Annotated in this window: 22 protein-coding genes and 2 tRNA genes; 11 read left to right on the top strand and 13 right to left on the bottom strand. The window is 68.6% G+C overall.

The features are described from left to right. Nucleotides 1-13: 13 nt before the first annotated feature. Nucleotides 14-1,024: a sigma-70 family RNA polymerase sigma factor gene (locus tag ABZ382_RS18530; protein ID WP_357090271.1), complete on the bottom strand. Its 1,011-nt coding sequence runs from the start codon at nt 1,022-1,024 to the stop codon at nt 14-16. Nucleotides 1,025-1,169: 145 nt separating this feature from the next. Here ABZ382_RS18530 and ABZ382_RS18525 point away from each other — a divergent pair, with 145 nt between their 5' ends. Further along, nucleotides 1,170-1,769 carry a dihydrofolate reductase family protein gene (locus tag ABZ382_RS18525; RefSeq protein WP_357090269.1) on the top strand — a complete coding sequence of 200 codons (600 nt, stop codon included), beginning with the start codon at nt 1,170-1,172 and terminating at the stop codon, nt 1,767-1,769. Here ABZ382_RS18525 and ABZ382_RS18520 read toward each other — a convergent pair. The 4 genes from ABZ382_RS18520 to ABZ382_RS18505 all read right to left on the bottom strand — a co-directional run bounded on the left by ABZ382_RS18520 (nt 1,766) and on the right by ABZ382_RS18505 (nt 4,837). Next, entirely contained in the window at nt 1,766-3,049 is a 1,284-nt protein-coding gene (locus tag ABZ382_RS18520) for a glycosyltransferase family 87 protein (RefSeq protein ID WP_357090267.1), read from the bottom strand. The genes ABZ382_RS18525 and ABZ382_RS18520 overlap by 4 nt on opposite strands. 62 nt (nt 3,050-3,111) lie before the next feature. Then, nucleotides 3,112-4,434, bottom strand: coding sequence for a phosphatase PAP2 family protein (locus ABZ382_RS18515; protein WP_357090731.1), 1,323 nt, complete (start codon nt 4,432-4,434; stop codon nt 3,112-3,114). 218 nt (nt 4,435-4,652) lie between these two features. Continuing rightward, nucleotides 4,653-4,729: transfer RNA gene (locus ABZ382_RS18510), tRNA-Pro, on the bottom strand. A gap of 37 nt (nt 4,730-4,766) precedes the next feature. Continuing rightward, nucleotides 4,767-4,837: transfer RNA gene (locus ABZ382_RS18505), tRNA-Gly, on the bottom strand. A gap of 393 nt (nt 4,838-5,230) precedes the next feature. Between ABZ382_RS18505 and ABZ382_RS18500 the strand changes: the two genes are divergently transcribed. Both ABZ382_RS18500 and ABZ382_RS18495 read left to right on the top strand, forming a co-directional pair. Continuing rightward, nucleotides 5,231-6,244: a GGDEF domain-containing protein gene (locus ABZ382_RS18500; RefSeq protein ID WP_357090265.1), complete on the top strand. Its 1,014-nt coding sequence runs from the start codon at nt 5,231-5,233 to the stop codon at nt 6,242-6,244. 68 nt (nt 6,245-6,312) lie between these two features. Then, complete coding sequence (locus tag ABZ382_RS18495) at nt 6,313-7,149, top strand: DUF1542 domain-containing protein (protein WP_357090263.1); 837 nt, start codon at nt 6,313-6,315, stop codon at nt 7,147-7,149. Here ABZ382_RS18495 and ABZ382_RS18490 read toward each other — a convergent pair. Beyond that, a complete protein-coding gene (locus ABZ382_RS18490) occupies nt 7,086-8,027 on the bottom strand; it encodes an alpha/beta hydrolase (protein ID WP_357090261.1) in 942 nt (313 codons plus the stop codon). The two genes, ABZ382_RS18495 and ABZ382_RS18490, sit on opposite strands and share 64 nt — an antisense overlap. 115 nt (nt 8,028-8,142) lie before the next feature. On the opposite strand from ABZ382_RS18490, the gene ABZ382_RS18485 reads away from it, so the two are divergent. After that, the gene (locus ABZ382_RS18485) at nt 8,143-8,736 is read left to right on the top strand and encodes a TetR/AcrR family transcriptional regulator (protein ID WP_357090259.1); all 594 of its coding nucleotides are present in this window, start codon (nt 8,143-8,145) and stop codon (nt 8,734-8,736) included. 49 nt (nt 8,737-8,785) lie between these two features. On the opposite strand, the gene ABZ382_RS18480 is transcribed toward ABZ382_RS18485, so the two are convergent. Then, nucleotides 8,786-9,499 (bottom strand): hypothetical protein, encoded by a 714-nt coding sequence (locus ABZ382_RS18480; RefSeq protein WP_357090257.1) that lies wholly within the window; start codon nt 9,497-9,499, stop codon nt 8,786-8,788. Nucleotides 9,500-9,734: 235 nt separating this feature from the next. On the opposite strand from ABZ382_RS18480, the gene ABZ382_RS18475 reads away from it, so the two are divergent. Next, nucleotides 9,735-10,208: an NUDIX domain-containing protein gene (locus ABZ382_RS18475; protein WP_357090255.1), complete on the top strand. Its 474-nt coding sequence runs from the start codon at nt 9,735-9,737 to the stop codon at nt 10,206-10,208. 41 nt (nt 10,209-10,249) lie between these two features. Here the strand turns inward: ABZ382_RS18475 and ABZ382_RS18470 are convergent, their stop codons facing one another. Together ABZ382_RS18470 and ABZ382_RS18465 are read right to left on the bottom strand one after the other, a co-directional pair. After that, nucleotides 10,250-12,829 carry a polynucleotide kinase-phosphatase gene (locus ABZ382_RS18470; RefSeq protein WP_357090253.1) on the bottom strand — a complete coding sequence of 860 codons (2,580 nt, stop codon included), beginning with the start codon at nt 12,827-12,829 and terminating at the stop codon, nt 10,250-10,252. Beyond that, nucleotides 12,829-14,367, bottom strand: a complete 1,539-nt coding sequence (locus tag ABZ382_RS18465; RefSeq protein WP_357090251.1) for a 3' terminal RNA ribose 2'-O-methyltransferase Hen1 — start codon at nt 14,365-14,367, stop codon at nt 12,829-12,831. The genes ABZ382_RS18470 and ABZ382_RS18465 overlap by 1 nt, the downstream gene beginning before the upstream one ends. Nucleotides 14,368-14,536: 169 nt before the next feature. Here ABZ382_RS18465 and ABZ382_RS18460 point away from each other — a divergent pair, with 169 nt between their 5' ends. The 6 genes from ABZ382_RS18460 (at nt 14,537) to clpX (ending at nt 21,193) form a co-directional block, all read left to right on the top strand. Continuing rightward, nucleotides 14,537-15,775, top strand: coding sequence for a hypothetical protein (locus ABZ382_RS18460; RefSeq protein WP_357090249.1), 1,239 nt, complete (start codon nt 14,537-14,539; stop codon nt 15,773-15,775). A gap of 125 nt (nt 15,776-15,900) precedes the next feature. Continuing rightward, nucleotides 15,901-16,479: an FKBP-type peptidyl-prolyl cis-trans isomerase gene (locus ABZ382_RS18455; RefSeq protein WP_357090247.1), complete on the top strand. Its 579-nt coding sequence runs from the start codon at nt 15,901-15,903 to the stop codon at nt 16,477-16,479. Between the two features lie 185 nt (nt 16,480-16,664). Beyond that, the gene (gene tig / locus ABZ382_RS18450) at nt 16,665-18,068 is read left to right on the top strand and encodes a trigger factor (RefSeq protein WP_357090245.1); all 1,404 of its coding nucleotides are present in this window, start codon (nt 16,665-16,667) and stop codon (nt 18,066-18,068) included. Nucleotides 18,069-18,305: 237 nt separating this feature from the next. Next, complete coding sequence (locus tag ABZ382_RS18445; RefSeq protein ID WP_357090243.1) at nt 18,306-18,896, top strand: ATP-dependent Clp protease proteolytic subunit; 591 nt, start codon at nt 18,306-18,308, stop codon at nt 18,894-18,896. A 37-nt stretch (nt 18,897-18,933) separates the two neighbouring features. Next, entirely contained in the window at nt 18,934-19,608 is a 675-nt protein-coding gene (locus tag ABZ382_RS18440; RefSeq protein WP_357090241.1) for an ATP-dependent Clp protease proteolytic subunit, read from the top strand. 304 nt (nt 19,609-19,912) lie between these two features. Continuing rightward, complete coding sequence (gene clpX, locus ABZ382_RS18435; RefSeq protein ID WP_357090239.1) at nt 19,913-21,193, top strand: ATP-dependent Clp protease ATP-binding subunit ClpX; 1,281 nt, start codon at nt 19,913-19,915, stop codon at nt 21,191-21,193. Nucleotides 21,194-21,595: 402 nt separating this feature from the next. On the opposite strand, the gene ABZ382_RS18430 is transcribed toward clpX, so the two are convergent. The 4 genes from ABZ382_RS18430 to ABZ382_RS18415 all read right to left on the bottom strand — a co-directional run bounded on the left by ABZ382_RS18430 (nt 21,596) and on the right by ABZ382_RS18415 (nt 25,814). Further along, a complete protein-coding gene (locus ABZ382_RS18430; protein ID WP_357090237.1) occupies nt 21,596-22,138 on the bottom strand; it encodes a hypothetical protein in 543 nt (180 codons plus the stop codon). A 72-nt stretch (nt 22,139-22,210) separates the two neighbouring features. Beyond that, on the bottom strand, nt 22,211-22,582 hold the full coding sequence (locus ABZ382_RS18425; RefSeq protein ID WP_357090235.1) for a nuclear transport factor 2 family protein: 372 nt from the start codon (nt 22,580-22,582) through the stop codon (nt 22,211-22,213). Nucleotides 22,583-22,684: 102 nt separating this feature from the next. Next, nucleotides 22,685-23,497 carry a formate dehydrogenase accessory sulfurtransferase FdhD gene (gene fdhD / locus ABZ382_RS18420; RefSeq protein WP_357090233.1) on the bottom strand — a complete coding sequence of 271 codons (813 nt, stop codon included), beginning with the start codon at nt 23,495-23,497 and terminating at the stop codon, nt 22,685-22,687. Between the two features lie 13 nt (nt 23,498-23,510). Continuing rightward, on the bottom strand, nt 23,511-25,814 hold the full coding sequence (locus ABZ382_RS18415; RefSeq protein ID WP_357090231.1) for an FdhF/YdeP family oxidoreductase: 2,304 nt from the start codon (nt 25,812-25,814) through the stop codon (nt 23,511-23,513). Between the last annotated feature and the right edge of the window lie 1,054 nt (nt 25,815-26,868).

Here is a 26,868-nt window from a genome sequence, read left to right as displayed (position 1 = left end):
TCGGCGACGATGCTCACGCACCGGGGAGGGATTGCGGCAGGTCGAAGGCCGGGAGGACCGTGTTCTCGAATCGGGTCATGGCGCTGATGCGGTCGCCGGCGAGGGTGAGGACGAACAGGCCGGATCCGTGGGTGCCGAGGGAGGGGTGGCGGTAGACCGCGAAGGCCGGTTGGCCGTTGGCTCGGGTCGGCGACAGGTCGAATCGCTGTGCCGAGCCGAAGATGAGGGCGAGGAAGCGGGCCACGTGGTCTCGTCCCCGGTACTCCAGCGGAATCGGGGGCATCGACATGAAGACGTCGTCGGTCAGCAGCGCGACCAGGGCGTCGATGTCGGCGGATGCGTAGGCGCTGACGAACTTCGCCACGATCGCGTCCTCGGCGGGTGAGTCGGCGGCGGGCGGCCGCGGGTCGGTGGTCGGCGGCAGGCGGTGCTGCATTCCGGCCCGCGCGCGTTTGAGGGCGCTCTTGACCGATTCGACTGTCGTGTCGAGCATGTCGGCCACCTCGTTCGCGTGGAAGCCGAGGACGTCGCGCAGGATGAGGACGGCGAGCTGACGCGGCGGCAGGATCTGCAGGGCGGTCACGAAAGCCAGGGAAATGGATTCGGTCTGCTCGTAGCGTGCCTCCGGACCGAGCGGCACGCTGATCGCGCCGTCCAACAGGGCATCGGGATAAGGCTCGAGCCAGTGGATTTCGCCGAGCCCACTGGGTTCCGGCAGATCGATTCCCTGGACATCCCACTGCTTCGCGGGACGCCGGCGCGCGGAGCGCAGCACATCGAGGCACCGATTGGTGGCGATCCGGTACAGCCAGGTGCGAATCGACGCGCGCCCATCGAACCGTTCGAGCCCGCGCCACGCCGCAAGCATCGTGTCCTGCAAAGCGTCCTCGGCATCCTGGAACGACCCGAGCATCCGATAACAGTGCACCTGCAGCTCGCGACGATGCGGCTCGGTCAGCGCCCGGAACGCCTCCCCGTCCCCGGCCCGCGCCCTCGACAGCAGGTCCGTTCGCACCGAATCCACTCCCGCCACCTCATTCCGTGTAGGCAATTCCATCCTGTACGGACGTCGGCCGGTGCGCGAAAGGGGCGGCCGCGCAGCGCCTCCTTCGCCAACGCCCCAACGTCCACACCTGTGACAACCGACAACATTGTCCGAGGAGCAGGAAATGGGAAAGATCATCATCAGCTCGAACATCACCCTCGACGGAGTGGTCCAGGACCCGGACGGCGAGGAAGGCTTCGAGCACGGCGGCTGGTTCCACCAATCCGTGGGACGCGAGGACCTCGAAGCCTGGGCCGCCCGCGAAACGCAGGAGCTGCGGAGTGTCGATGCGCTCCTGCTGGGCAGACGGACCGGTGAATGGTTCGAATCCCGGCTGCGACCCAGCGGCGTCGCGGCCGCCCGCGTGAGCCCCGAGTGGGCCGACCGAATGAGCAGTCTCCCCAAGCACATCGTGTCGTCTACCCCCGAACCGCCCCGCTGGAACAACACCACGATCCTCACCGGCGACGCGGCACAGGAGATTTCGGAGCTGAAGCGCACGGTGACCGGCGAAATCCTGGTCTACGGCAGCTACCAGCTCGTCCGCACCCTGCTGGAACACGACCTGGCCGACGAACTCCGCCTGGTCGTCTTCCCGATCGTGCTCGGAACCGGCCTGCGCATCTTCGACAAGCCCGGCGACAAGAAGCCGCTACACCTGGCCGACACCCGAAAGCTGGGTACCGGCCTGGCATTCCACACCTACCAGTTCGCCCGATCCTAGGAAACGGCCGGACTGCGGCGTTTGAGGAGTTGGGTGAGGGCGAGGGTGAGGAGGGTGGCGGTGGCGAGGATGTAGATATCGCCGGGGAGGTGTTGCCACCAGCGCCAGTGGAGCTCTTGGTGTCTGCCGTTGGGGACTATGCCTGGGCCGATGAGGAAGAAGAGGGCGAAGGTGGCGATGAGGGCGTAGGTGGCGGGGGCTGGGCGGGTGGTGGTCCAGGCGATGGCCGCGACCAGGGCGGGGGCCGCCCAGACCCAGTGGTGGGTCCAGGACACCGGGGAGATCAGGAGGAGAACGGCGGCGTTCACCAGGAGGGTGGCGACCGTGAGGACCGTCATGGGGGCGGGGGTGGGGACGCCCGCTTCGGCGGCGTCCCTGCGCTCGATTCCGGTCAGGTGGTGCATGAGGTACGCGCCCGCCGCGACCACCAGCAGGGCGAGGCTCAGCCAGACCACGGTGGCGGCGGGGGACGACAGGCCCAGGAGGCGGAAGACCATGCCCTTGAGGGACTGGTTGCCGACGTAGTCGGGGGAGCCGATGCGGTTGGTGTCGATGACGGCGTGGAACCAGTAGTCGCGGGATTCCGTGGGGAGCACGACGAATCCGGCGGCCACGGCGCCCACAGCGGTGCCGGTCGCGGTGGCGGCGGCCTTCCAGTCACGGCGAATCACGAAGAAGAGGATGAACGCGGCGGGCGTCAGTTTGGTGACCGCGGCGATGCCGATCAGGACGCCGCGGGGCCACCGGGGCTTCTCCGTGAGGCAGTCCAGCGCGACGGCGGCCATCAGGACCAGGTTGATCTGGCCGAACCACAAGGTGGTTCGAACCGGTTCGACGGCCAGCATCAGCACCACGGCGGACACCGTGAGGGTCAGTTTGAGGCGGGAGTCCAGGTCGGGGCGGACGCGGGACATGACCAGCCAGAGGGTGACGCCGAGACAGGCCAGCGAGCTGGCGGTCACCAGGAGTTCGGCCAGCCAGAGCGGGACGATCGCCAGCGGGATCATCAGGACCGCGGCCGACGGCGGATAGGTGAACGGCAGGTCGGTGTGGCCGGCGACGGGAAGGGTCGGGCCGTAGAGGGTGCCGTGCTCGAGCCAGCCGCGGGTGTCGATGCGATACACCTGCAGGTCGAGGAAACCGTGCATGGCGGAGATGATCGCCGTGATCGCCAGCGTCAGCAGAATCCCGATCACGATCGGAATGCGAGGCAGGCCCGCGCGGCCGTCAGACTTGAGAGTGCGCAGCAAGCTCTGTTGCCCCGCCCGCGTAGTGATCATCAGGGAGAGGGTAACCCTTTCAAGGTTCGGGCAAAGATGTCCGGATTGCGTTGGGGGAGTGGTTAATCGACGGCAAATCCGTCGATGGGTGTTCGGCCTCCCCAGTGCGCCAACCGGCTGCCCGGACGCGCGAACCAGGTCGCGTAGAAGAGGAACGATACGGCCGCCAGTGAGCCCAGCACCAACGCCCCCGCGACGATCGGATACGCGGCCATGGTGTTGGCTAGGAACCGGTAGGCCAGCAACAATCCGGCGAGTACCGCCGCGCCGAGCGACACCATGCGGACACGCGGATGTTCCCACCCGCGTTCGGGATCGCGCAGCGCCGACTCCACGGTCATGCACAGCACCGCGCCCGCCACCAGATCACTGCCGTAGTGGTATCCGAATCCGAGCGTCGCCAGCAGCGTGCACACCAGCCAGAACGTGCCCGCCCAGCGCAGCCACCGCGGCCCGCGGCGGGAGTGGATGAACAGCGCGGTCGCCCACGCGGTGTGCATGGACGGCATGCAGTTGCGGGCCGTCTCCGAGTCGAACAGCATCGGCTGCGGATCGGTGGTGAACGCCGGCCACACCTGCGGCCAGTCCCCGATCTCCAGCCCGTGCCCGAGCGGCCCGTACGCGAACACCGGCCCGACCACCGGGAACAGCACGTACCCGAGCGGCCCGATCACGCCCAGCAGCAAGAACGTTCGCACCAGGTGGTGCCGTGGCCACGAACTCGTCGACACGTGACGCAACTGCCACACGGCCACGACCACCGCCGCCACCGGCAATTGGATATAGACGACATGCAGTACATGCGAGGGGATCGGGCCGAGCGTGTCCAGCAGCCGCCCGACCACCCACGCCGGTTCCCCCAGCGCCCGATCCGCGAGCTGCACGTACTGATCGAGCACCCGCGGCCCGGCGACGATGCTCACCATCAGCCAGGTGTCGGCGAGTTTGGACGCCATGACGAGCAACACGCCGAACGCGATGGCCTGCAAGGCGGTCCGGCGACGCTCACCCTCCCATCGGAGCGCGACCACTGTCAGCGCGGTGAGCGCGAGAGTCGGCCCGGTCCCGATCGACACATGCCAGCCGCAGGCCACCTGCAGCCCCAAAGTCAGCAGGTCCAGCACTCCCGCGGCAACCAGTGCGATCACGCGCGTGCGCGCGGGCACCCCGATGCAGGCGAGCCCGAGTCCCGCCCACGACACCGCCGCCGACTGCGGATTGGCGAAGTAGTCGTCGACCAGGCTGCGCAGCGGTCCCATCACGCCGTGGGCCGAGGCCCATGCCTGCGCGATGGCCAGCAAAAGCACCGCGACACCCAGCCCGGCGGCCGGGACGAGTCGAGAACGGGTCTCGCGGCCGGACAGCGCCGAGCCGGGAACGTTCATCTTGTCGTCGACCAGCACCGTAAATCGATAACACAGTGCAAACGGAGGCACAACATCCGGTTACCGGAATCCGGCTTCCGGGTGACTCGACACACCCGAGCGATGAGAGAGATAGGACACAGCCGCGACCGCGGACGCGCGACGCGCCACGATCGCCGTGCGAGTGGAGTGAATTGTCCGCTTCCACCAGTGAAATCGGGGTGGGGCGGCTCGAAAGATGGTCGGGGTGACAGGATTTGAACCTGCGACCCTCCGCTCCCAAAGCGGATGCGCTACCAAGCTGCGCTACACCCCGTTGCGCGTCGGATCGACGCTCCCGCAGAACGGGAAAGAGCGGGTGACGGGAATCGAACCCGCACCATCAGCTTGGAAGGCTGAGGTTCTACCATTGAACTACACCCGCAGTCACCGCATCCGTGGATGCCGTGTGCGTCAGCACTGTACCGAACCTCACTCCCGGAATGCCAATCAGGTCGCGTCTGCGCACGTCGCGGCCGGTCGGGACCGGCCTCCGGCGCGTCGCGGAAAACATGCCGAAATCGGGTGTAACACCGGAGCTCGGCCAGCGATGAGACATCCGATCGCCATTCGCGAGACAGTGGGAACCTGTTCTGAATCAGGGGTTTTCGATGTCGGGTGGCTTGCTAGGATCCTTTTTGTCCGGACGGGGGTATCTGGAAAGGGGGCGGTGAGCATGCACCACTGGTGTGGCCGACCGCGAAGTAGTGAGTTCGATCCGAAGGGCGTGACCGGCGCGCACGCCGGTCCTGGCATCACGTACGCAGGGTGAGCGCGCATGCCCATCCGTCTCGATACCCGAACCTCCGCCATCGTGGCGGCGACCATCCGGGAATGGGTGCGGTCGGTGCACCCCGGCGCGAGCAGCGCCGCACTGGGCCAGGCGCCCAGCGTTCCCTCCGCTGACCTCGAGCGCATCTTCGGCGGCGTCATCGACGAACTGCTGGAATTGGCGGGCTCCGAACCGTTTCCGGTGCGCTCGGCCCGCCGGATCGGCCGGAGCCTGGCCGACGCCCCGTTCGAGCGCACCCGCATGCTCGCCCCCGCCAGCCGCGCGCTGCTCGGGCTCGCGCCGGGCGTGCGCGGGTCGCTGATCGCCACCCGCTGGTCGTTCATCGCCAGTCAGGCCATCGACGCCTATGCCGAGGCGCTGCAGCAGCGCGCCCTGGTCCAGCAGGAGCGCAGCCTGTCCGAGGCGGTGTCGGTGCGGGTGCAGGAGATCGCGGCCCTGCAGACCCGGCTGCGGCATGAGGCCACCCACGACGCGCTCACCGATCTGGCCAACCGCTCGCTGTTGCAGGAGCGGGTGCGGGTGATGGCCGCCGATCCGGCGCGCGGTGTCGGGCTGCTGCTCATCGACCTGGACGATTTCAAGGCGATCAATGACAACTACGGCCACACCGTCGGCGACGAGGTGCTGGTCAGTATCGCGCAGCGGCTGCGGGCGGCGTGCCCGCCGGAGACGGTGATCTCCCGCTACGGCGGCGACGAGTTCGTGGTGGCGCTGCCCGCGCGCCGCAATTCGCTCAGTGAGCTGGCCATGCGGGTGCTGGCCGCGCTGTGTGAGCCGGTGCCCACGGCCGCCGGATTCGTGCCCGCGTCGGCGAGTGTCGGCACCGCGTTCTGCCCGCCCGGTCGCGAGTGCGATTTCTCGGACCTGCTGCGTAGTGCGGATCGCGCCATGTACTCGGCGAAAACCGCTGGCAAACGACAGTTCGCGGTGTCGGAGCCGGACGAAGAGGAGGTTGATCCAGCCGGTCATACGACCCGTTTCGCCGCGGTAGCCGGATAGGGCCGAAGATTCGGCGAACGCCAGCGAGTAGCAACTAGCTGGCGAATTTCGCCGCGTAGGCTGGTCGCGTGTCTACCGTCGCCGTTCTTCTCCTGATCATCGTCGTCGTGCTGCTGGCCGTGGTCGCGGTCAATCGCGGGCAACGCTCGCGGGCCGGGACCGAGCTGGCCGACGCCAAGGCGGACGCGCGCCGGGTGATCGAGCGCCTCGGCGGCCAGGTCTACAACCTCACCGGCGGTGACGACGCGTCCAAGCAGGCGCTCGCCGACGCGGGGGAGCGGTTCAACGCCGCGGGCGCGCAGATCGAGCAGGCCGGGACCGCCGCGCAGGCGCGGCTCGCGAAAGAGACGGCGCTCGAAGGGCTCTACTACGTGCGCGCGGCCCGCACCGCCATGGGAATGGATCCGGGCCCGGCCGTGCCCGAACTGGACGGGCAGCGCACGGCCGGCCGGGTGACCGAGGATCGGGCCATCGAATTCGAGGGGCGCCGGGTCGAGGCCTCGCCCACGCCGTCGCCGGCCACGCCGAACTATTACCCGGGTGGCCGGGTCGCGGGCCGGCCGGTACCTGCCGGTTGGTACTCCGAACCGTGGTGGAAGACCGCCCTCGTCGCCGGCGCCTGGGGCGTCGGGTCCGCACTACTGTTCAATGCCCTGTTCAGCGGCATGTCCGGCGTCGGTTATGACGCGGCCGCCTTCGAAAGCGGTTACGGCGACGGCTATCAGGACGGCCTCGACGCCGCCGACGGCGGATATGCCGACGGCGGCTCGGATCAGGGCTCCTACGACCAGGGTGGCTATGACCAGGGCGGTTACGACCCCGGCACCCAGGACTTCGGTGGTCAGGACTTCGGCGGCGGCACCGATTTCGGCGACTTCGGCGGATTCGACGGCGGCGACTTCTGATCGTTCAGGAAGATCCGGATCGCCTGGATCAGCTGTTCGGGCTGATCCTCGGGCGAGTAGGTGCCCGAATCGTGGATCCACTCGATCCGCGCGTCCGGGAAGTCGACGGCCATCCGCTCGGCGTACCGCTCCGGGAAGAAGCGGTCACCCGCCGACCAGGCCAGCAGCACCGGGTTCTTGAAGTCCGCGAAAGTCCGTGCGGCGGACAGGGTGTACCGGCGATCAAGACCGGTGATCGCGCGCCGGACGTCCGCGCGAATGCCCTTCGCACCGACCGGTAGCGCGTAGGAGTCGCTGGCCGCGCGGTCGATCGGGCGGCGGGCCAGCCAGCCGTAGGCGATGGGCAGGCGGCGGATGGGCCGCAGCCGCATGGTCGCGGCCAGCGAGGTGAGCGCGCCCGGGGTGCGGGCCGCCAGGCCCAGGTAGTCGAAGAACGACGGCGGGAAGTTCTCGTACGCGTCGCAGGAGGTCAGCACCAGCCGGGCGACGAGATCGGGGCGGGCGGCGAGCACCAGCTGGCTGACCGCGCCGCCGGAGTCGTTGCCCACCAGGGTGACCGGGCCCAGATCGAGCTCCTCGATGGCGGCGATGACCAGTTCGGCCAGGCCGGGCGGGGTCAGGTCCGCGTCGGGCATGGGCGTGGTGTGTGAGCCGAACGGGAGATCGATTGCCACGCAGCGGTATTCGCCGGAGAAGGCGGGGATGATCTTGCGCCACAGGTTGGCGTTGACCAGCAGTCCGTGCACGAAAACGATGGGATCGCCACTGCCGCTGTCGAAGACGGGCAGCGTGCCCTGCGGGAGCGCGAGTTCGCGGCGGGCGCCCAGTGCCGGATCGCGCCAGGCCGCGGGGGATTGGGGGGAGAAGGTGTTCGTCATCTGTAGGACTCCCTCTGGAGTGGAGATGGTGAAGACCTTTTCAAACTAACAAACAGGCTGCCTGTTTTCAATGGTTCGGCGTTACGATCCACCTACCCCGCTCAGAAAGGCGTCGATGATCAGGCAAGCCGAACGATCCGAGTCGACCCGCGCGAACCTGATGGCCGCGGCGCGCGAACTGTTCGCCGAACGCGGGTACGCCGCGGTCGGCACGCCCGAGATCGTGGAGCGGGCGGGCAGCTCCCGCGGCGCGCTGTACCACCAGTTCAAGGACAAGAAGGACCTGTTCCGCGCGGTCTACGAGCAGGAACAGCAGGCGATCCTGCAACAGATCGCCGAGACCATGGCCGAGGCTCCGCCCACCGACGCCATGGCTGTGCTCGAGGCGGGCCTGCACAACTTCCTGCTCTCCTGCGTCGACCCCGAACGCGTCCGCATCACCCTCATCGACGCCCCCGCGGTGCTGGGCTGGCAGGAGTGGCGTGAGGTCGACGAGAAGTACGGCCTCGGCTTGATCGTCGCGGGCCTGCAATCCGGCATCCAGGCCGGGCAGCTGCGCGCCGACCTCGACATCCGGCCGCTGTCGCTGATGATCCTGTCCGCCCTCGGCGAGGCCGCCATGTTCATCGCCAACTCCGACGACCCCGAATCCGCCCGCGCCCGAACCGAACCCGCGGTGCTGGCCCTGGTCGACGGGCTGCGGGTCTAGTCACGCACCCCGTCGACGGACGGCGGTATCGGCCTTCCCGGCCGGACGGTCAGTTGGCGGGTTGGGTGGGCTCGGCGGGCTGGGCCGGAGTCGGTGCGGGCATGGTCTTGTCGGCCCACTTGGTGGTGCCGTCGGCCGCCTGCATGGTGGTGAGCAGGTCGATGCCGTCGGCGATGAGGACGGGGCCGCCCACGGCGATCGAGCCGATGATGCCGCCCACGGTCGCGCCGGTCATGAAGCCCGGGAGACAGCCCGCCCACAGGGTGGCCACGCAGCCGATGGTCGCGCCGATGGCGGTGCCGACGAAGGCGCCGATGGTGGTGGCCAGGCCGAACTGGCTGCTGAAGTTGTTCATGGCGCGGTCGTTCTCCAGTTGCGAGGCAACGGGTTTCACGGCCAGCGGCTGCGACAGCGACACTCCGGCGGGCTTGTCGGGGGTGAGGGACAGGACGGTGCCGTCCTTCTGCACCTCCGGCTTGACCGGGATATCGGTCTGCCCCAGATGGAATGCCAGGGGCAGCGTCAGCAGCACTGTGCCGTCGCCGTCCTTCACGGTCACGACGTCCGGACTCTGAGTCAGCTCGAAGGTGCCGCCCTTGAGGGTGGTGACCACCGCGCCGTTCACCAGCTTGGTCGAGTAGGAGAGGCCGAGGGCGTCGGCGGGCTGGGCGTTCGCCGGGACGGTTGCCAGGGGTAGGACTGCCGGGGTGGCAAAAGCTCCGATCACCAGGGTGGTAGCCGCGGCGGCGGTACGGAACTGCATGCGGTATCCAATCCGTCAACAGATGTAGGGCGATACGAACCCAGGAGCTTAATGGAATTCGATGGTGCCGAGCAGGTTTCGGGCGCAAGAAGCCACGCTGCGAATTATTCGTCCGTTATCGGGAAATGATCCCTAACATCCGGATTGCCGCAATGTGGCTCAACATAGTGCCCGAAGTGTGCCCGACACAGTGCCCGAAGTGTGCCCGCGCCGCCGATTCGGCAAACTCGTCTGCATGAGCCTCAGATACAGCGCCGGAGTCCTGCTCTTCCGCCGCACCACCGGCCTCGAAGTGCTGCTCGGGCACATGGGCGGCCCGCTGTGGGCGAAGAAGGACGCCTCCGCCTGGTCCATCCCCAAGGGCGAATACGAGCCCGACGAGGAATCCGCGCGCGAGGCCGCCGGGCGCGAATTCGACGAAGAACTCGGATTACCGGTGCCCGACGGTGAGTGGATCGCCCTCGGCGACGTGGAATACGGGAGTGGCCGGGGCAAGAAACAACTGACGGTCTGGGCCGTGGAAGCCGATCTCGACCCGGCGCGGGTCGTGCCCGGGACTTTCGAAATGGAATGGCCCCCGCGCTCCGGGCGCATGGCGGAATTCCCGGAGATCGACCGCGCCGACTGGTTCGACCTCGACACCGCGCACGAGAAACTCGGCAAGGGGCAGCGGCCCTACCTGGACCGCCTGCGCGACCAACTCGGCTGAGCACGTCGCGTGGCACGCGGATGCGTGCCACGCGACGCCACTCACAGTCGCGGGTCGACCGGCTCGGTCTCGAGCGCGAGGATCGCGAACACCGCCTCGTGGACCCGCCACAGCGGCTCCCGGGCGACGAACCGGTCCAGGGCCTCCAGACCCAGCGCGTACTCACGCAGGGCCATGGACCGCTTGCCGCCGAGCCCGCGCTGCCGCAGCCGGTCCAGCTGATCCGGGCGCAGGTACTCCGGGCCGTAGATGATCCGGAGGTATTCCGGCCCACGGCATTTCACGCCCGGCTGCACCGGCCTGCCGCTGCGGGTGCCGGCGCCGGACACCAGCGAGCCCAGCGGCTTGACCACCATGCCCTCGCCGCCGGCCGCGGTCATCTCTGTCCACCAGGCCGTCGCGGCGGCCTCGGCCTCCGGGGCGGACAGATCCACCACGCGGCGGGCCGTCGCGGTGAAGAACTCCGGGTCGGCCGCGATCAGGCGGTCGATGCGCTCCAGGTGCCAGGTGTGTTCGCGCCCGGCGTAATTCGCGCCGGAGGCGGCCAGCAGCTGGAACGGGGCCAGACGCACGCCCTCCAGGCCGTCGGTGGGCCAGCAGTAGCGGCCGTAGGCGGCGGTGAAGGCGTCGGCGTCCTCGAGGCGCGCGGTGGTGCGCGCGGCGAGATCGCCTACCTCCACGCCTCTTTCGGCCGCGGCCGCCAAGACGGACGCAGCGTCGGCGAGGGAGGCGCGGGCCGCCGCGCCGACCGCCGCGTACTGGGAGCGCAACAGCCCCAGCGCCTTGGCCGACCACGGCAGCAGCTCGGTGTCCAGCAGCAGCCAGTCGGTGCCCAATTCCTCGAACAGCCCGGCGGTTTCGGCCGCCGCGCGCACCCGGGCGAGCAGGGTCTCGGTCCGCTCCGGATCGTCGAAGAAGGGGCGGCCGGTGCGGGTGTACACCGCGCCCGTGCTGCCGTCCTCCACCCCGAACCGGTCCCGGGCCGCCCGGGCCGACCGCGAAACCGCCACCACCGCACGCGAACCCATGTGCTTCTCCTCGCACACCACGGTGTCCACGCCCTCGGAGCGGTAGTACTCGAAGGCCTGGGCCGGGTGCTCGAGAAAGCCGTCCAGGGTGGAGGTGGCGCACGGGGACATGGTCGGCGGCAGGTACACCAGCCAGCGCGGATCCACGGCGAAGCGGCTCATCACCTCGAGCGCGGCGCTCGCGGCGTCCTCCCGCACGGTGACCCGGCCCAGGTGGCGGGTCTCCACCACCCGGCGGCCCAGCACGTCGTCCAGGTCCAGCACGCCCGGATCCCGCCGCACCACGGCCTCGCCCGTGGCGAAGGTCGCGGCCTGCAACGGGCGCACCGGCTCGAACCAGACCTGTTCGGCGGCAACCGATACCGGTTCCCGCTCCGGGTAGCGCAGCGCGGTCAGCCGGCCGCCGAACACGGCGCCGGTGTCCAGGCACAGGGTGTTGTTCACCCACACCAGTTCGGTCATCGGCGTGTGGCCGTAGAGCACCAGCGCCTTGCCGCGGTAGTCGTTGGCCCACGGGTAGCGCACCGGCAGCCCGTATTCGTCGGTCTCGCCGGTGGATTCGCCGTACATGGCGAACTCGCGCACTCGGCCGGAGGTGCGGCCCTGATACTCCTCCTTCAGACCGGCGTGCGCGACCACCAGGTCGCCGCCGTCGAGCACATAGTGGCTGACCAGACCGCGCATGAACTCCTGTGCGGCCTTGCGGAATTCGGCATCCTCGGCCTCCAGCTGCGCCAGCGACTCGGCCAGGCCGTGCTGCACGCTGACGCGGCGGCCGTCGAGGGCGCGCACCAGTTTGAACTCGTGGTTGCCGGTGACGCACAGGGCGTTCCCGGACGCCACCATGCCCATCACCAGGCGCAGCACGCCCGGGGTGTCGGGTCCGCGGTCGACCAGGTCGCCGACGAACACCGCGGTGCGGCCGTCGGGGTGGCGGGCGTCCACCGGGCGATCCGCGTCGTCGCGGGTCAGGACGTAGCCGAGCTCGCCGAGCAGCGTCTCCAGTTCGCTCCGGCAGCCGTGCACGTCGCCGATCACGTCGAACGGGCCGGTGAGATCGGTCTTGTCGTTCCACAGCCGTTCGTCGCGGATGGTCGCCGCCTCGACCTCCGCCACGCCGCGCAGCACGTGCACGGTGCGGAAACCCTCGCGCTCCAGGAACTTCAGCGAGCGTTTCAGATCCCGCTGGTGGCGGCCGACCACGTGCGGGCCCAGATCCGCGCGATCCACGCGCTGGGCATTGCGCTGCACGCAGACGTTCTCGGGCACATCCAGCACGATCGCCACCGGCAGCACGTCGTGGGCGCGCGCCAGCTCCACCAGCGACTGCCGCGCCTTGGGCTGCACATTGGTGGCGTCGATGACCGTGCGCAGCCCGCGCCGCAACCGTACGCCCGCCACATGGTGCAGCAACTCGAACGCGGCCGCGGTGGCCGACTGATCGGCCTCGTCATCGCTGACCAGACCGCGATAGGCGTCCGAGGACAGCACCGCCGTCGACCGGAAATGCTTGTGCGCGAACGTGGACTTGCCCGAACCGCTGCTGCCGATCAAGACGACCAGCGACAGCGCCGGGATGGACAGTTCCGCCATTACGCGGCTCCCCTCTCGTCGCCGCCGTGGTTCTCGGTGAACCCGTTGTTCCTGGTGAACACAGCCATCTGTGTCGAGGCCCCCACTTCCGCATCCACGGGTCCCACCGGCTCGAAGCGCACGGCGTACCCGTGCGCCGCACCGACCCGGTGTGCCCAGTCCGCGAATTCTGCCCTGGTCCACTCGAATCGGTGATCCGAATGCCGGAACGCACCCGCGGCCAGACCGTCGTAGCGGACATTGAACTCGCTGTTCGGCGTGGTCACGACCACCGCGCCCGGGGCCGCCGCCCCGAACACCGCCTGCTCCAGCGCCCGCAACCGGGTCGCGTCCACATGCTCGATCACCTCCATGAGCACCGCCGCGTCGTACCCGTGCAGGGAGGCGTCGGTGTAGGTCAGCGCGCCCTGCCGGACCGTGACCCGCCGCGCCTGCCACTCCGGCAGCCGCCGCACCCGTCGTGCCGCGATCTTCAACTCCCGCATCGACACATCGATGCCGACGATCTCGCCGAACGCCCGATCCGCCGCCAGCTCCAGCAGCAGCGCACCCTGACCGCATCCGAGATCGAGCACCCGGCTCGCCCCGGTCGCCAGCACGGCCCGATGCACGGCGGCGCGTCGCAGCACCGCCAGCGACGGGGCGCGCTCCCCGGCCTCGGCTGATTCGGCAGCGGTCGCGGCGTCACCGATTCCGGCGGCGGCATCGCTCGGCGCTTCGGCCGCGGAGTCCGCCTCGGCCGCGTCGTCGTCCGTCTCGATCGCGTCGAGCTCTTCCGGGGCCGCGTCGTCGAGTTCGGCCAGACGGGCCAAGGCGGTGCGGACCAGGGTGTGGCGGCGCGTCAGATACCGGCGGGTGATCCACTCGCGTTCCGGGTGGCCGGTGAGCCAGCCCTCGCCGAAGCGCAGGAGTTTGTCGATCTCGGCGGCGTCCAGCCAGTAGTGCTTGCTGCCGTCGAGGACGGGGAGCAGGACGTACAGATGGGCCAGCGCGTCCGCCAGGCGCAGCGTGCCGGTGAGTTCGATACGGACGTAGTGGGAGTCGCCCCACTCCGGAAAGGCCGGATCCAACGGCAGGGGAGTGGCCACGACCGTCCAGCCGAGCGGCGCGAAGACACGCTCGGCGTACTCGGGTCCGCCCTTGCACGGGACCGCCGGAAGTTCGAGCCGCAGGTCCAGAGGCGTCTCGGCCAGCTCGGGGCGCTGGGCGCAGCGGCCGTGCAGCGCGGTGCCGAACACGGTCGAGATCGCCACGGACAGCAGCGACGACGCCGCGTACGGCCGGTCGTTGACGTACTGGCCGAGGCTGAAGTCCGGTGTGCCCTTGGTTTTTCCGCGAACCAACCGAACCGGGTCGATCTCCAGCAGGAGCGCCGCGGTGCAACGGTCGTCGCTCGCCTCCGGGTAGAGGACGTGCGCGACACCGTAGGACTGCTCGAAAGTCTGTCTGCGCGAAGGATTCTTGTGCAGCAGGTACCCCAGATCGGTGGCGGGCCACTCGGCTCCCGTGGGGCGCGTACAAGAGATCGTCAACAGCATCCTGAGATGCTCCCGTAGGCCAGGGGTGGTCGCAAACAATTTTCCGTCTACGGAAGCCGTTGCGGCGGGCCCGAATTGTCACGGACCGGTCGCGATGTCCCGATAACCGGTTGCCGCGGGTAATCGGTGCGCCCACACTCGGAAATCAAGCGGCTACGGGGGTGGCGGTATGCACCGAGGTGATCCGGCGAACCGGCGGGGGAAGGCCGGGCGAATTCCACTGGTGTCCGTCGCGGTGCTGGTCAGCGCCTGCGCCATCGCGGGCGCACCGCGCGCGGCCACACCGGAACTGCGCTCCCTGGATCTGGGCGGCTACAGCGGACGGCCACTGGCGGCGCCCCGGGATACCGGCGAAACCTATGCGCGGCTGCTGGAATCGGTGCGCATGGCCGACGCCGTCGTCTCGCCGCGCGACATCGACCCCGTCCTGTCCCGGCTCTCGGCCATCCCGGTGCCGACGCCGACGGACGCGGTCGGCATCCTCGCCGAGGCGACCCGGCCGACCCTCACCGCGCACGGCATGCTGGCCGGATTCAGCATCGGCGGCACCGACGACCCGAGCGGCAGCCCGACCGAGGGCGCGGCCACCGGACTGCGGATCACGGTGCTGCGCATGCGCGACCCGATGGCGGCCATCGACACCGCCCGCGAGATCGACGCCGCCGACGCCGCGGTCAACCGCGACAATGTCACGGTCCCGTTCACCGAATACTTCGCGACACACGGGCATTGGCGTCCGAGGGTTCCGACCATGGCCGTGACGCTCGCCCACGGCCCGTACGTCGTGAGCCTCTTCATCGTCGATCCGGCCACCGACCGCGCCGCCATGAAGACCCTCGCCACTCGCGCCTTCGACGCGGAACTCCCACGGCTGGACGCCTTCACGGCCACCGCGCCCGAAGCGCTCCCGGCGCTGACCCTCGACCCGGACGGCATGCTGTCGCGGCTGCTGCCCGCCGAGCCCGGACACTGGCCGTATCCCAGGCTGTTCCAGGACGAATACGGCCTCATCGCGGGCTGGGGCGGGCCGCGGCGCGCCACCGGAGTCGTCTACGGCCCGGTCGTCGCCGGGCTGCTGATCGACCGTCCCGGTGAGAACAGCCTCGCGGTGCAGGCCGCGGCCGTCACGGATTCCACACGGCTGCTGCGTTTTTCCGACGCGGTCAGCGCACGGCACGCCTTTCAGCGGCTCTCGGAGCCGACCGCCACCCGAACCGTCGTATCCGCGCCCGACGGCGTTCCGGAAGCTGTCTGCCTGCGCGATGCCGATGCCGATGCCGAGTCGAGCACCGCATACACCTGCCTTGTACTGGACGGTCGCTATCTGGCTACGGTGTCCGGCCCCAGCGAATCGGCCGTCCACCACATGGCCGCGGCCCAGTACTCCGTCCTCGTCAGCGCCCGCTGACCGCGCCCGGCGCGCCGCCGAAAGCCTTGCGGGCGCGCCCCGACCGGCTCGACCGCCCGAAGCCGTGTAGGTTCGGCGCGGCGTCGCAATCTGTGCGACAACCGGACTGACGGACAGGAGCGGGAATGCGCTTGGTGGGCAAGGTCGGTGTGATCGGTGCGGTCGCGGCCGCCACGATGCTGGCGGCCGGTTGCGGCGGCAGCAGCGACAACAAGGCGTCGTCGACCACGACGACGACCGCCGCCGCTGCCTCGACCAGCGCGGCCGCCACCACGGCCGCGAGCAAGGGCCGCGAGTGCACCGCCGAGGACATCAAGGTGGACGGCGGCTTCGGCACCGCGCCGACCATCACGCTGCCCGCCGACTGCGATCCGCCCAAGGAGCTCATCACCAAGGACCTGGTCGTGGGCAGTGGCCCCGAGGCCAAGGCCGGGGACAAGCTGAGCACCAACTACACGCTGATCACCTGGTCCAACCAGAAGAAGCTTGACAGCTCCTTCGACCGCGGCAAGCCGCTGCCCCTCACGCTGGGCGCGGGCCAGGTCATCAAGGGCTGGGACCAGGGCCTGGTCGGGATCCAGGAGGGCAGCCGCCGGCTGCTCATCATCCCGCCCGCCCTCGGCTACGGCGACCGCCCGCCGAGCGGCATGAAGCCGGGCGAGACGCTGGTCTTCGTGACCGACGCCGTCAAGGTCGGTAGCTGACACAAAACCCCGAGTACCAGGGCGACCGGTCCACCGACCGGCCGTCCCGGTGCCCTGCGCAGTAATCGGGCACCCCCTGCGCGACGACCGGTTACACGGCCCCCCGGGCCGTCAACTAACCTGGTCGGGATGCGTTCGGGGGGAACCTAGACGTCAACCATGAACAACGAACAAGGAGCATGTCCGTGAAGAGCACCGTCGAGCAGCTGAGCCCGACTCGGGTCCGCATCAATGTCGAGGTGCCCTTCGAGGAGCTCAAGCCGGACTTCGACCGCGCCTACAAGGCTCTCGCGCAGCAGATCCGTATCCCCGGCTTCCGTCCGGGCAAGGCGCCGGCCAAGCTTCTCGAGGCCCGCGTCGGCCGTGGCGCCGTGCTGGAGCAGGTCGTCAACGACGTGCTGCCCAAGCGCTACAGCGAAGCCGTGATCGAGACCGAGGTGAAGGTCATCGGTCAGCCGGAGATCGAGATCACCAAGATCGAGGACGGCCAGGAGCTGGCCTTCACCGCCGAGGTCGACATCCGCCCGGAGATCACTCTGCCGGACTTCTCGGCCGTCGCCGTCACCGTCGACCCGATCGAGATCACCGACGCCGACATCGACGAGCAGCTGCAGTCGCTGCGTCAGCGCTTCGGCACCCTGACCGCGGTCGAGCGGGCCATCGAGAACGGCGACTTCGTCTCCATCGACCTGTCCGCCACCGTCGACGGCGAGGCCGTCGAGGAGGCCTCCACCACCGGCCTGTCCCACGAGGTCGGCTCCGGCCAGCTCATCGAGGGCCTGGACGAGACCCTGATCGGCCTCAAGGAGAGCGAGTCCAAGGACTTCACTTCCAAGCTGGTCGCCGGTGAGCACGCGGGCAAGGAAGCCGTCATCACCGTGACCGTGCAGTCGGTCAAGGAGCGCGAGCTGCCCGAGGCCGACGACGAGTTCGCCCAGCTGGCCAGCGAGTTCGACACCATCGACGAGCTGAAGGAAGACCTCAAGACCCGCGTCGAGCGCGTCAAGAAGGTCACCCAGGCCGGCGAGATCCGCGACAAGGTGCTCGAGCAGCTGCTCGAGACCGTCGAGATCCCGCTGCCCGAGGGCGTCGTCAAGGCCGAGATCGACGCCGTCGAGCACGACGCCGTCCACGGCTTCGACCACGACGAGGCCAAGCTGGCCGAGGCGCTCGAGGCGCAGGGCTCCTCGCTCGAGGAGTTCAAGGCCGACACCAAGCAGGCCGCCGAGAAGTCGGTCAAGACCCAGCTGCTGCTGGACGCCGTCGCCGAGGCCGAGAACACCCAGGTCGGCCAGGACGAGCTGTACGAGCGGATCATCTTCCAGGCGCAGCGCTACGGCATGAGCCCGGACCAGTTCATCCAGCAGATCCAGCAGGCCGGTCAGCTCGGCGCCGTCTTCGCCGACGTGCGTCGCGGCAAGGCCCTCGCCGGTGTCGTGGTCCAGGCCGCCGTCACCGACACCGCCGGCAACACCGTGGACACCGCCGAGATGTTCGGCAACCCGGCCGAAGAGGCCGAGGAGGTCTCCGCCGAGGAGCTGGCGACCGTCGCCGACGCCACCGAGGCCGCCGAGGCCGAGGCCAAGTAAAGAATTTCATCTCACCCCTGTGTACGGGGGTTCTCGGGGTGACACCCCCGAGAACCCCCGTACACCGGAACGCGAAGCGTTGACGTAAGTTTGCGCTGTGAGCGAAGCAGGGCGGTACCGGGAGTTCGGTACCGCCCTGCTTCGTTAGGGTTTGTGTCAGCGAATCAGTAGGGGCTTGTTAACCGAGCCGTTGAGAGAGGGCAGGTATCCGTGACAATTCATCAGGCAGGGGTGCGCATGACATCCGCGACTGCTGGTCTGAACCTCAGTGATTCGGTGTACGAGCGCCTGCTGCGCGAGCGCATCATCTTCCTGGGCACTCAGGTCGACGACGACATCGCCAACAAGCTGTGCGCGCAGATCCTGCTGCTGACGGCCGAGGACCCGACCAAGGACATCTCGCTCTACATCAACTCCCCGGGTGGTTCGGTGACCGCCGGCATGGCCATCTACGACACCATGCAGTTCGCCGAATGCGACATCCGCACCGTCGGCATGGGCCTGGCCGCCTCCATGGGCCAGTTCCTGCTCGCCGCGGGCACCAAGGGCAAGCGCTACGCGCTGCCGCACGCGCGGATCATGATGCACCAGCCGTCGGCCGGTCTCGGTGGTTCGGCCGCCGACATCGCGATCCAGGCCGAGCAGTTCGCCTACACCAAGCGTGAGCTGAACGAGCTGCAGTCCCAGCACACCGGCAAGTCCATCGAGCAGGTCACCGCCGATGCCGACCGCGACCGCTGGTTCACCGCCGCCGAGGCGCTCGACTACGGCTTCATCGACCATGTGGTCACCCACGCCAGCCAGGCGAACGGCAGCAGCAGCAAGTAGTTCCGCAGCCCACCACACAGACTTTGGAGAGACGTTTATGTCCAACATGATCGATCCGCGGGCCGCGGGCATCACCTTCGCCGCCGCCGGTAACCTGCCGCAGTCGCGCTACATCCTGCCGCAGTTCACCGAGCAGACGAGCTTCGGCGTCAAGACCTCCGACCCGTACAACAAGCTGTTCGAGGAGCGAATCATCTTCCTGGGCAACCAGGTCGACGATGTCTCCGCCAACGACATCATGGCGCAGCTGCTGGTGCTCGAGTCCCAGGACCCGGACCGCGACATCACCATGTACATCAACTCGCCCGGCGGCTCGTTCACCGCGCTGATGGCCATCTACGACACCATGCAGTACGTGCGCGCCGACGTCGCGACCGTCTGCCTGGGCCAGGCCGCCTCGGCCGCCGCGGTCATCCTCGCGGCCGGCGCCCCCGGCAAGCGCGCCGCACTGCCCAACGCCCGCATCCTGATCCACCAGCCGTCCACCTCGGGCGGCATCCAGGGCCAGGTCTCCGACCTGGAGATCCAGGCCGCCGAGATCGAGCGCATGCGTCGCCTCATGGAGACCACGCTGGCTCGCCACACCGGCAAGGACTCGGACGTCATCCGCAAGGACACCGACCGCGACAAGATCCTCACCGCCGAAGAGGCGAAGGGCTACGGGATCGTGGACACGGTGTTCGAGTACCGCAAGCTCAGCGCCCAGAAGTGAGCTGGGCGGGTGGCGGGGTCGCGGCGTGCCGCGAACGTCCCCGCCACCCGGGCAGAGGTGAGTCCACGCACATGTCCGGCGAGAAACGTGCCCAAGTTGTCGACCTCGGTCACGCGAAACGGGTACGGTCACTCTAGGGACCTTTGCTCGTGGTTGTCGGCTCTGCTTTTGGTTCGAACTTGGATACACAGCCGAATTGCCGGATCCGCAAATTCAGGGGTCGCGGCATACGCTCGAAGAAGGCAGCTCGCCGGCAACCGGGGACAGATGGTTGCACGCGGACAAGGAAGTAGGGACCCAGGAGATGGCGCGCATCGGTGATGGCGGCGATCTGTTGAAGTGCTCGTTCTGCGGAAAGAGCCAGAAGCAGGTCAAGAAGCTCATTGCGGGACCGGGGGTGTACATCTGCGACGAGTGCATCGACCTGTGCAACGAGATCATCGAGGAAGAGCTCGCCGAGTCCAGCGAGGTCAAGCTCGACGAACTGCCCAAGCCCGCGGAAATCCGGGACTTCCTGGAGCAGTACGTGATCGGGCAGGATTCCGCGAAGCGGACGCTGGCGGTGGCGGTCTACAACCACTACAAGCGTATTCAGGCCGGCGACAAGGGCCGCGACTCGCGGGGTGAACCGGTCGAGCTGGCCAAGTCCAACATCCTGATGCTCGGCCCCACCGGCTGCGGCAAGACCTACCTGGCGCAGACGCTGGCGAAGATGCTGAACGTGCCGTTCGCCATCGCCGACGCCACCGCGCTGACCGAGGCCGGCTATGTCGGTGAGGATGTCGAGAACATCCTGCTCAAGCTGATCCAGGCCGCCGACTACGACGTCAAGCGCGCCGAGACGGGCATCATCTACATCGACGAGGTCGACAAGATCGCCCGCAAGTCGGAGAACCCGTCCATCACCCGTGACGTCTCCGGTGAGGGCGTGCAGCAGGCACTGCTGAAGATCCTGGAAGGCACCCAGGCCTCGGTGCCGCCGCAGGGCGGCCGCAAGCACCCGCACCAGGAATTCATCCAGATCGACACCACGAACGTGCTGTTCATCGTGGCGGGCGCGTTCGCGGGCCTGGAGCGCATCGTGCAGGACCGGGTCGGCAAGCGCGGCATCGGTTTCGGCGCGGAGGTCCGGTCCAAGGCCGAGATCGACACCGCCGACCACTTCGCCGAGGTCATGCCCGAGGATCTGATCAAGTTCGGTCTGATCCCCGAGTTCATCGGCCGTCTGCCCGTCGTCGCCTCGGTCACCAACCTGGACAAGGAATCCCTGGTCCGGATTCTGGCCGAGCCGAAGAACGCCCTGGTGAAGCAGTACGTGCGCCTGTTCGAGATGGACGGCGTGGATCTGGAGTTCACCCAGGACGCCCTGGAAGCCGTTGCGGATCAGGCGATCCTGCGCGGCACCGGCGCCCGCGGTCTGCGCGCCATCATGGAGGAGGTCCTCCTCCCGGTCATGTACGACATCCCCAGCCGGGATGACGTGGCCAAGGTGGTCGTCAACGCCGACACGGTGAACGACAACGTGCTGCCGACCATCGTGCCGCGCAAGCGCTCCGCCCCGGAGCGTCGCGAGAAGTCGGCGTAGCCCGACCCGAACGAAACCGGCTCCGCGAGATTCCTCTCGCGGAGCCGGTTCTTTTGTGCCGCTATGGGTCGGTCGGCGGAGAAGTCGTCGTAGGTCGCTGCGCCGGGCGCTGACCAGCCGCCGTGCGCGAACCCCCGCTCGGAACTTCCTCCGGTGCATCCAGGGCCTGGCAGGCGCCGTCCACGGGGACGAACTGGGTGACCGACCGTTCGTTGGTGTTTTCTACTGTGGGCTCGTCCGTTTCCGGATCGCCGTGGAGTCGGTGACGGTCGGGGTGAGCCGACTGTGCCCGTGTCGAGAATCGCCGTTGATCCTCCGTGGTTCGCCGTTGAACCTTTACTCCGCTACTCCGAAAATCGGTGCGTTCGGGTCACCTGTTACGACGACGCGACCACGGGGAATTCATCGCTGGGCGGTGTTGCCGCGGCGGGGGAATTTGAACGTGAAGGGGGCCGGTTCCGGGACCGGGAACCGCTCGCGCGGGGCGACCAGCAGGACGGCCAGGCCGAGCGCCGGGAGCAGCAGGGCCGCGAAGAGCGACAGCCCGTAGCTGAGGCCGCTGAGCGCGTCCGGCCGGTGGAAGGCGTGGTACAGGAAGTGCGGCAGGCCGAAGACCAGCCAGCCCAGTCCGGAGACCCGGGCGATGACGCTGTCGCGGTAGTAGAGCGCGGCGGCGGAGACGGCGCCCAGCGCGAGGAAGAAGGCCCCCACGTCGGCGGCCAGATGGTGGTTGTAGGGACCGTCGGCGCGCACCCAGTGCAGCCCGAATCCCGGATAGCTGTCGTAGAACGATTCGGGGGCGATCACCGCCCACAGTCCGGTGATCAGGCCGGTCGCGGTGAGCACCCCCAGCATGATGAGCAGGGCGATCCAGCGCCGCCGGTTGATCTCCAGCCGCATGCTGATCCGCACCCCGTCACCGGTGCCGCGCAACGAGATCCGCACAGGCCCTCCCACCCTCGCCGAATCACTGTGCTGTCACCGTAATTCGGGCGGGGGTGAGGGGCAAGCCCGTGGCTAGATCTGCTCCATCTTCAGGTCGTCCTGACCCCAGTAGGCGCGCATCTTGATGATCTTGCCTTCGTCGTTCAGCTCCATCACGTCGATGGGCGCCAGGGTCATGCGGTGCCCGTTGGACACGGTGACCAGGGTGAAGTGGGCCGCGACGTGGTTGCCGGCCACCTTGACGGTGTGCAGCTCGGTCTCGCGCTCGAGGTTCTCCAGCGCCTTGTACAGCTCGCCGATGGCCTCGTGGCCACGACGTTCGGGGCTGCCGATCGGGTCCTCGATCACGGCGTCCTCGGCGTACAGGTCGAGGATCGCCGAGGTCGGGCCGGTCGCGACCAGCTTGACGTACTGCTCCACGACATCCCGGGGCTGCGCTGCCATAGGGGTTCTCCCATCAGAATTGAAACGTGTTCTATTGCGGAGACTAGCAGCCGGAGCGGCGGAAAGGACCCCGCTGCCTCACCCTGTGGAACACCGCGGGCATCACAGTGCGATGCGGTCCTCGCCGGTGTAGATGTTCATGGTTTCCCCGCGCAGGAAACCGACCAGGGTCAGGCCGGAATCGGCGGCCAGATCCACCGCCAGCGAGCTGGGGGCCGACACCGCGCCCAGCACCGGAATACCCGCCATCACGGCCTTCTGGATCAGTTCGAAGGAGGCGCGGCCGCTCACCATCAGGATGAGATCGCTTGCGGGGAGCCGATTCTCGCGCAGGGCCCAGCCGACCAGCTTGTCCACGGCATTGTGCCGGCCGATGTCCTCGCGCACCGCCACGGCCTCGCCGTCCGCGGTGAACAGGCCCGCGCCGTGCAGGCCGCCGGTGGCGTCGAAAACCTGCTGGCGGGAACGGAGTTCGGCCGGGAGCTTGGCCAGGGTGTGCACGTCGATGCGGGGCGCGCCCGCCGGGATCTCGTGGCGGATCCGGGTCCGGACCTCGTCCAGGGCCGTCTTCCCGCACAGGCCGCACGAACTGTTGGTCAGGAACGGCCTGGGCTGGATCGGAACCGGATTGCGCAGCTGGATGTCGAGGACGTTGTAGGTGTTCTGTCCGTTCTCGTCGGTGCCCGCGCAGTAGCGGGCGCTGACGATGTCCTCGGCCGTGTCGATGACGCCCTCGGCGTAGAGGAAGCCGTGCACCAGATCGATGTCCGCGCCCGGGGTCCGCATGGTGACCGTCAGTGACTGCCCGCCGGTGCGGATCTCCAGGGGCTCCTCGACGGCCAGGGTGTCGGGCCGGGTGATGGTGCCGTTCGGGGAGATGCGCAGCGTGCGGCGGCGTGCGGTGACTCGGCTCATGCGGGGCCCCGGTTCATGCGGTGACGTGGGTGTGCGGTTCGAAACAGACGGTGACGGCCTTGGAGACGGGCGTGTTGGAGCGTTTCGCCACGTGGTCCAGGGGGATCAGGGGGTTGGTCTCCGGATAGTAGGCGGCGGCATTGCCGCGCGGGGTCGGGTAGCCGACCAGCCGGAACCCGGCGACGCTGCGCTCGGTGCCGTCCTCGAACTCGGAGACGACGTCCACCAGGTCGCCCTCGGCGAATCCGAGCGCGGTGATGTCGGCGGGGTTGACCAGCACCACCCGGCGGCCGTTGTGGATGCCGCGGTAGCGGTCGTCGAGGCCGTAGATGGTGGTGTTGTACTGGTCGTGGCTGCGCAGGGTCTGCAGGATGAGGCGGTCCGCGGGGACGGGTAGCCAGTGCAGGTCGTTGACCGCGAAATTGGCCTTGCCGGTGGTGGTGCGGAACTCGCGGGCGTCGCGGGGCGGGTGCGGGAGCTGGAATCCGTTGCGGCCGCGCACCTTCGCGTTGTAGTCGGCGCAGCCGGGCACGACCCGCGCGATGGCGTCGCGGATCCGGTCGTAGTCGCGGCGGAACGCGCCCCACGGGATCGCGTGCTCGGGTCCGAACAGCTCCTGGGCGAGCTCGCACACGATGGCGACCTCGCTGCGCAGCTGGTCACCGACCGGGGTCAGGCGGCCGGTCGACAGGTGCACCATGGACATGGAGTCCTCGACCGAAACCTGTTGGCGCACACCGCCCTGGACGTCCTCGTCGGTGCGGCCCAGGGTCGGCAGGATCAGTGCGGTGCGTCCGTGCACCACATGGCTGCGGTTGAGTTTCGTCGAAACCTGCACGGTGAGCGCGCAGGTGCGCAGCGCGGCCTCGGTGACCTCGGTGTCGGGGGTGGCGGAGACGAAATTGCCGCCCATGCCGAAGAACACCTTGCCGCGGCCGTCGCGCATGGCGCGGATGGCGTTCACGGTGTCGAGGCCGTGGGTGCGGGGGCTGGTGATGCCGAATTCGCGGTCCAGGGCGGCCAGGAACGGTTCGGGCATCTTCTCCCAGATGCCCATGGTGCGGTCGCCCTGCACATTGGAGTGGCCGCGCACCGGGCACACGCCCGCGCCGGGCTTGCCGATCATGCCGCGCAGCAGCAGGAGATTGGTGGCTTCCTCGATGGTGGCGACGCCGTGCACCTGCTGGGTCAGTCCCATGGCCCAGCAGATGATGGTCGACTTCGACTCGGCCAGCAGGGTCGCGGTGCGGTCGAGGTCTTCGCGGGTCAGCCCGGTGGCTTCGACGACCGTGTCGAGATCGACGGCGCGCATGTGCTTCTCGTAGTCGGCGAAGCCCGCGGTGTGCGCGTCCACGAAGGCGCGGTCCACCACGGTGCCGGGGGCGCGGTCCTCGGCGTCGAACAGCAGCTTGGCCAGGCCCTGGAACAGGGCCATATCGCCGCCCAGGCGGATCTGCAGGAAGTCGTCGGCGATGCTGATGCCGCCGGTGAAGCCCTTGACGGTCTGCGGGTCCTTGAATCCGATGAGGCCGGTCTCGGGCAGCGGGTTGACCGCGATCACGGTCGCGCCGTGCGCCTTCGCCTCACCCAGCGCCGACAGCATGCGCGGGTGGTTGGTGCCCGGGTTCTGGCCGGCCACGATGATCAGGTCGGCCTTGGTGAAGTCGTCGATGGTGACCGAGCCCTTGCCGATGCCGATCGAGCTGACCAGGGCGGTGCCCGAGGATTCGTGGCACATGTTCGAGCAGTCGGGCAGATTGTTGGTGCCGTAGGCGCGGACCAGCAGCTGGTAGAGGAAGGCGGTCTCGTTGGCGGTGCGGCCGGAGGTGTAGAAGACGGCCTCGTCGGGGGAGTCCAGGTCGCGCAGGGCGTCGGCGATCAGGCGGTAGGCGTCGTCCCAGGCGATGGGGGAGTAGTGGGTGTCGCCCTCGCGCAGCACCATCGGATGGGTGAGGCGGCCCTGCTGGCCGAGCCAGTAGCCGGACTTGGCGGCCAGGTCGGCGACCGAGTGGGTGGCGAAGAATTCGGGGGTGACCGTGCGCAGGGTCGCCTCCTCGGCGACGGCCTTCGCGCCGTTCTCGCAGAACTCGGCGGGGCGACGCCGACCGGTCGGTTCCGGCCAGGCGCATCCCGGACAGTCGAAGCCGTGGCGCTGATTCAGCCGGGCCAGCGTGCGCGCCGTGCGCACCACGCCCATCTCCTCGACCGCGCGCTCCAGCGCGACGGTGACCGCCTTGACTCCGGCCGCCTCGGTCTTCGGAGCGGTGACCTGGAGCGCGGACTCGTCGATATCGCTCACAGGCGCGGCTCGATGCATGGTGACGATTGTCCTCTCGGCGCGATGGAGCGTCCCAGTCGGTCATCGCCATCGTAGGGCGCGGTACCCGAGACCCAGCGGACCGGTCGGTCCCGAGTGTGAACGGGTGTGATCGCCACAGCGATAGACAGGGCGGCGGGGGCGCGGTTGGCCTTACCATCGAACAAGCGAGGTCACGCCGAATGAATACTTCACTGAATTCCACTCGGCGTGCTGGTGGGGACCGGCACGCGAAACTGGCCCGCGCGGTGAGATTTTCACCCCGGACCTTACACCTTGTTCTCCTGCTCGCAGCGCTCCTGGCGCTCGGGCTCCCGGCCGGAATCGGTTGGGCCAACCCGGGAATCAGCGCCCCGGCGCCGATCACCACCACCGTCCCGCAGCCCGCACCCCAGGGCGGCCCGCCGGTGAAAGTCGCACCTACCACGACGAATCCACCGAGATGCGCCGTCGCCGAGAACTGCGGCGGCGACACCAAGAAGCAGCAATGCGGCCACAGCTGCGACGACACCGGCACCCGCGACGGCTGCGGCACCGACTGCAACAAGCCCGTGTACTGCGATGACGGCACCTTGAAACCCGCGTCGGGCGTATGCCCGTCTAAGCCGATCGTGTACTGCTGGGACGGTTCGGTGCAGCCGCCGAGCGGCGAGTGCCCTAAACGCCCGACCTGCCCGGATGGTTCGCAGAAGCCCGCGACCGGGGACTGCCCGACGAAGTGCCCGGACGGTTCGACGAAGCCCGCCGGCGGGGAGTGCCCGACCAAGTGCCCGGACGGTTCCTGGAAGCCCGCGGGCGGGTCGTGTCCGGCAATCGAGAAATGTTCGGACGGCACGACCAAGCCCGCCGGGAGCACCTGTCCGCCACCGGTGACATGCAAGGACGGTTCGACCAAACCCCCGAATCGTGACTGTCCCACCACGAATCCACCGATCACGTGCTCGGACGGATCGGTCAAACCTGCGAACGGCGACTGCCCGACCACCCAGCCACCGCGATGTCCCGACGGTTCGGTCAAGCCCCCGAACGGTCAATGCGCTACCGGTGGCGGCAA

The organism is Nocardia sp. NPDC005825, from assembly GCF_040630175.1.
GTDB lineage: Bacteria > Actinomycetota > Actinomycetes > Mycobacteriales > Mycobacteriaceae > Nocardia.
Note: the sequence above shows the minus strand (reverse complement) of the source record. Positions and strands in the feature narration are given on the sequence as shown.

Coding starts and splice junctions, on each gene's coding strand:
- ABZ382_RS18460 (WP_357090249.1), top strand. CDS start 14,537: ATGCACCGAGGTGATCCGGCGAACCGGCGGGGGAAGGCCGGGCGAATT.
- ABZ382_RS18475 (WP_357090255.1), top strand. CDS start 9,735: ATGAGCCTCAGATACAGCGCCGGAGTCCTGCTCTTCCGCCGCACCACC.
- fdhD (WP_357090233.1), bottom strand. CDS start 23,497: ATGAGCCGAGTCACCGCACGCCGCCGCACGCTGCGCATCTCCCCGAAC.
- ABZ382_RS18470 (WP_357090253.1), bottom strand. CDS start 12,829: ATGGCGGAACTGTCCATCCCGGCGCTGTCGCTGGTCGTCTTGATCGGC.
- ABZ382_RS18415 (WP_357090231.1), bottom strand. CDS start 25,814: ATGCATCGAGCCGCGCCTGTGAGCGATATCGACGAGTCCGCGCTCCAG.
- ABZ382_RS18455 (WP_357090247.1), top strand. CDS start 15,901: ATGCGCTTGGTGGGCAAGGTCGGTGTGATCGGTGCGGTCGCGGCCGCC.
- ABZ382_RS18500 (WP_357090265.1), top strand. CDS start 5,231: ATGCCCATCCGTCTCGATACCCGAACCTCCGCCATCGTGGCGGCGACC.
- ABZ382_RS18490 (WP_357090261.1), bottom strand. CDS start 8,027: ATGACGAACACCTTCTCCCCCCAATCCCCCGCGGCCTGGCGCGATCCG.
- clpX (WP_357090239.1), top strand. CDS start 19,913: ATGGCGCGCATCGGTGATGGCGGCGATCTGTTGAAGTGCTCGTTCTGC.
- ABZ382_RS18440 (WP_357090241.1), top strand. CDS start 18,934: ATGTCCAACATGATCGATCCGCGGGCCGCGGGCATCACCTTCGCCGCC.
- ABZ382_RS18480 (WP_357090257.1), bottom strand. CDS start 9,499: ATGCAGTTCCGTACCGCCGCCGCGGCTACCACCCTGGTGATCGGAGCT.
- ABZ382_RS18525 (WP_357090269.1), top strand. CDS start 1,170: ATGGGAAAGATCATCATCAGCTCGAACATCACCCTCGACGGAGTGGTC.
- ABZ382_RS18425 (WP_357090235.1), bottom strand. CDS start 22,582: ATGGCAGCGCAGCCCCGGGATGTCGTGGAGCAGTACGTCAAGCTGGTC.
- ABZ382_RS18445 (WP_357090243.1), top strand. CDS start 18,306: ATGACATCCGCGACTGCTGGTCTGAACCTCAGTGATTCGGTGTACGAG.
- ABZ382_RS18520 (WP_357090267.1), bottom strand. CDS start 3,049: ATGATCACTACGCGGGCGGGGCAACAGAGCTTGCTGCGCACTCTCAAG.
- ABZ382_RS18465 (WP_357090251.1), bottom strand. CDS start 14,367: ATGCTGTTGACGATCTCTTGTACGCGCCCCACGGGAGCCGAGTGGCCC.
- ABZ382_RS18515 (WP_357090731.1), bottom strand. CDS start 4,434: ATGAACGTTCCCGGCTCGGCGCTGTCCGGCCGCGAGACCCGTTCTCGA.
- ABZ382_RS18485 (WP_357090259.1), top strand. CDS start 8,143: ATGATCAGGCAAGCCGAACGATCCGAGTCGACCCGCGCGAACCTGATG.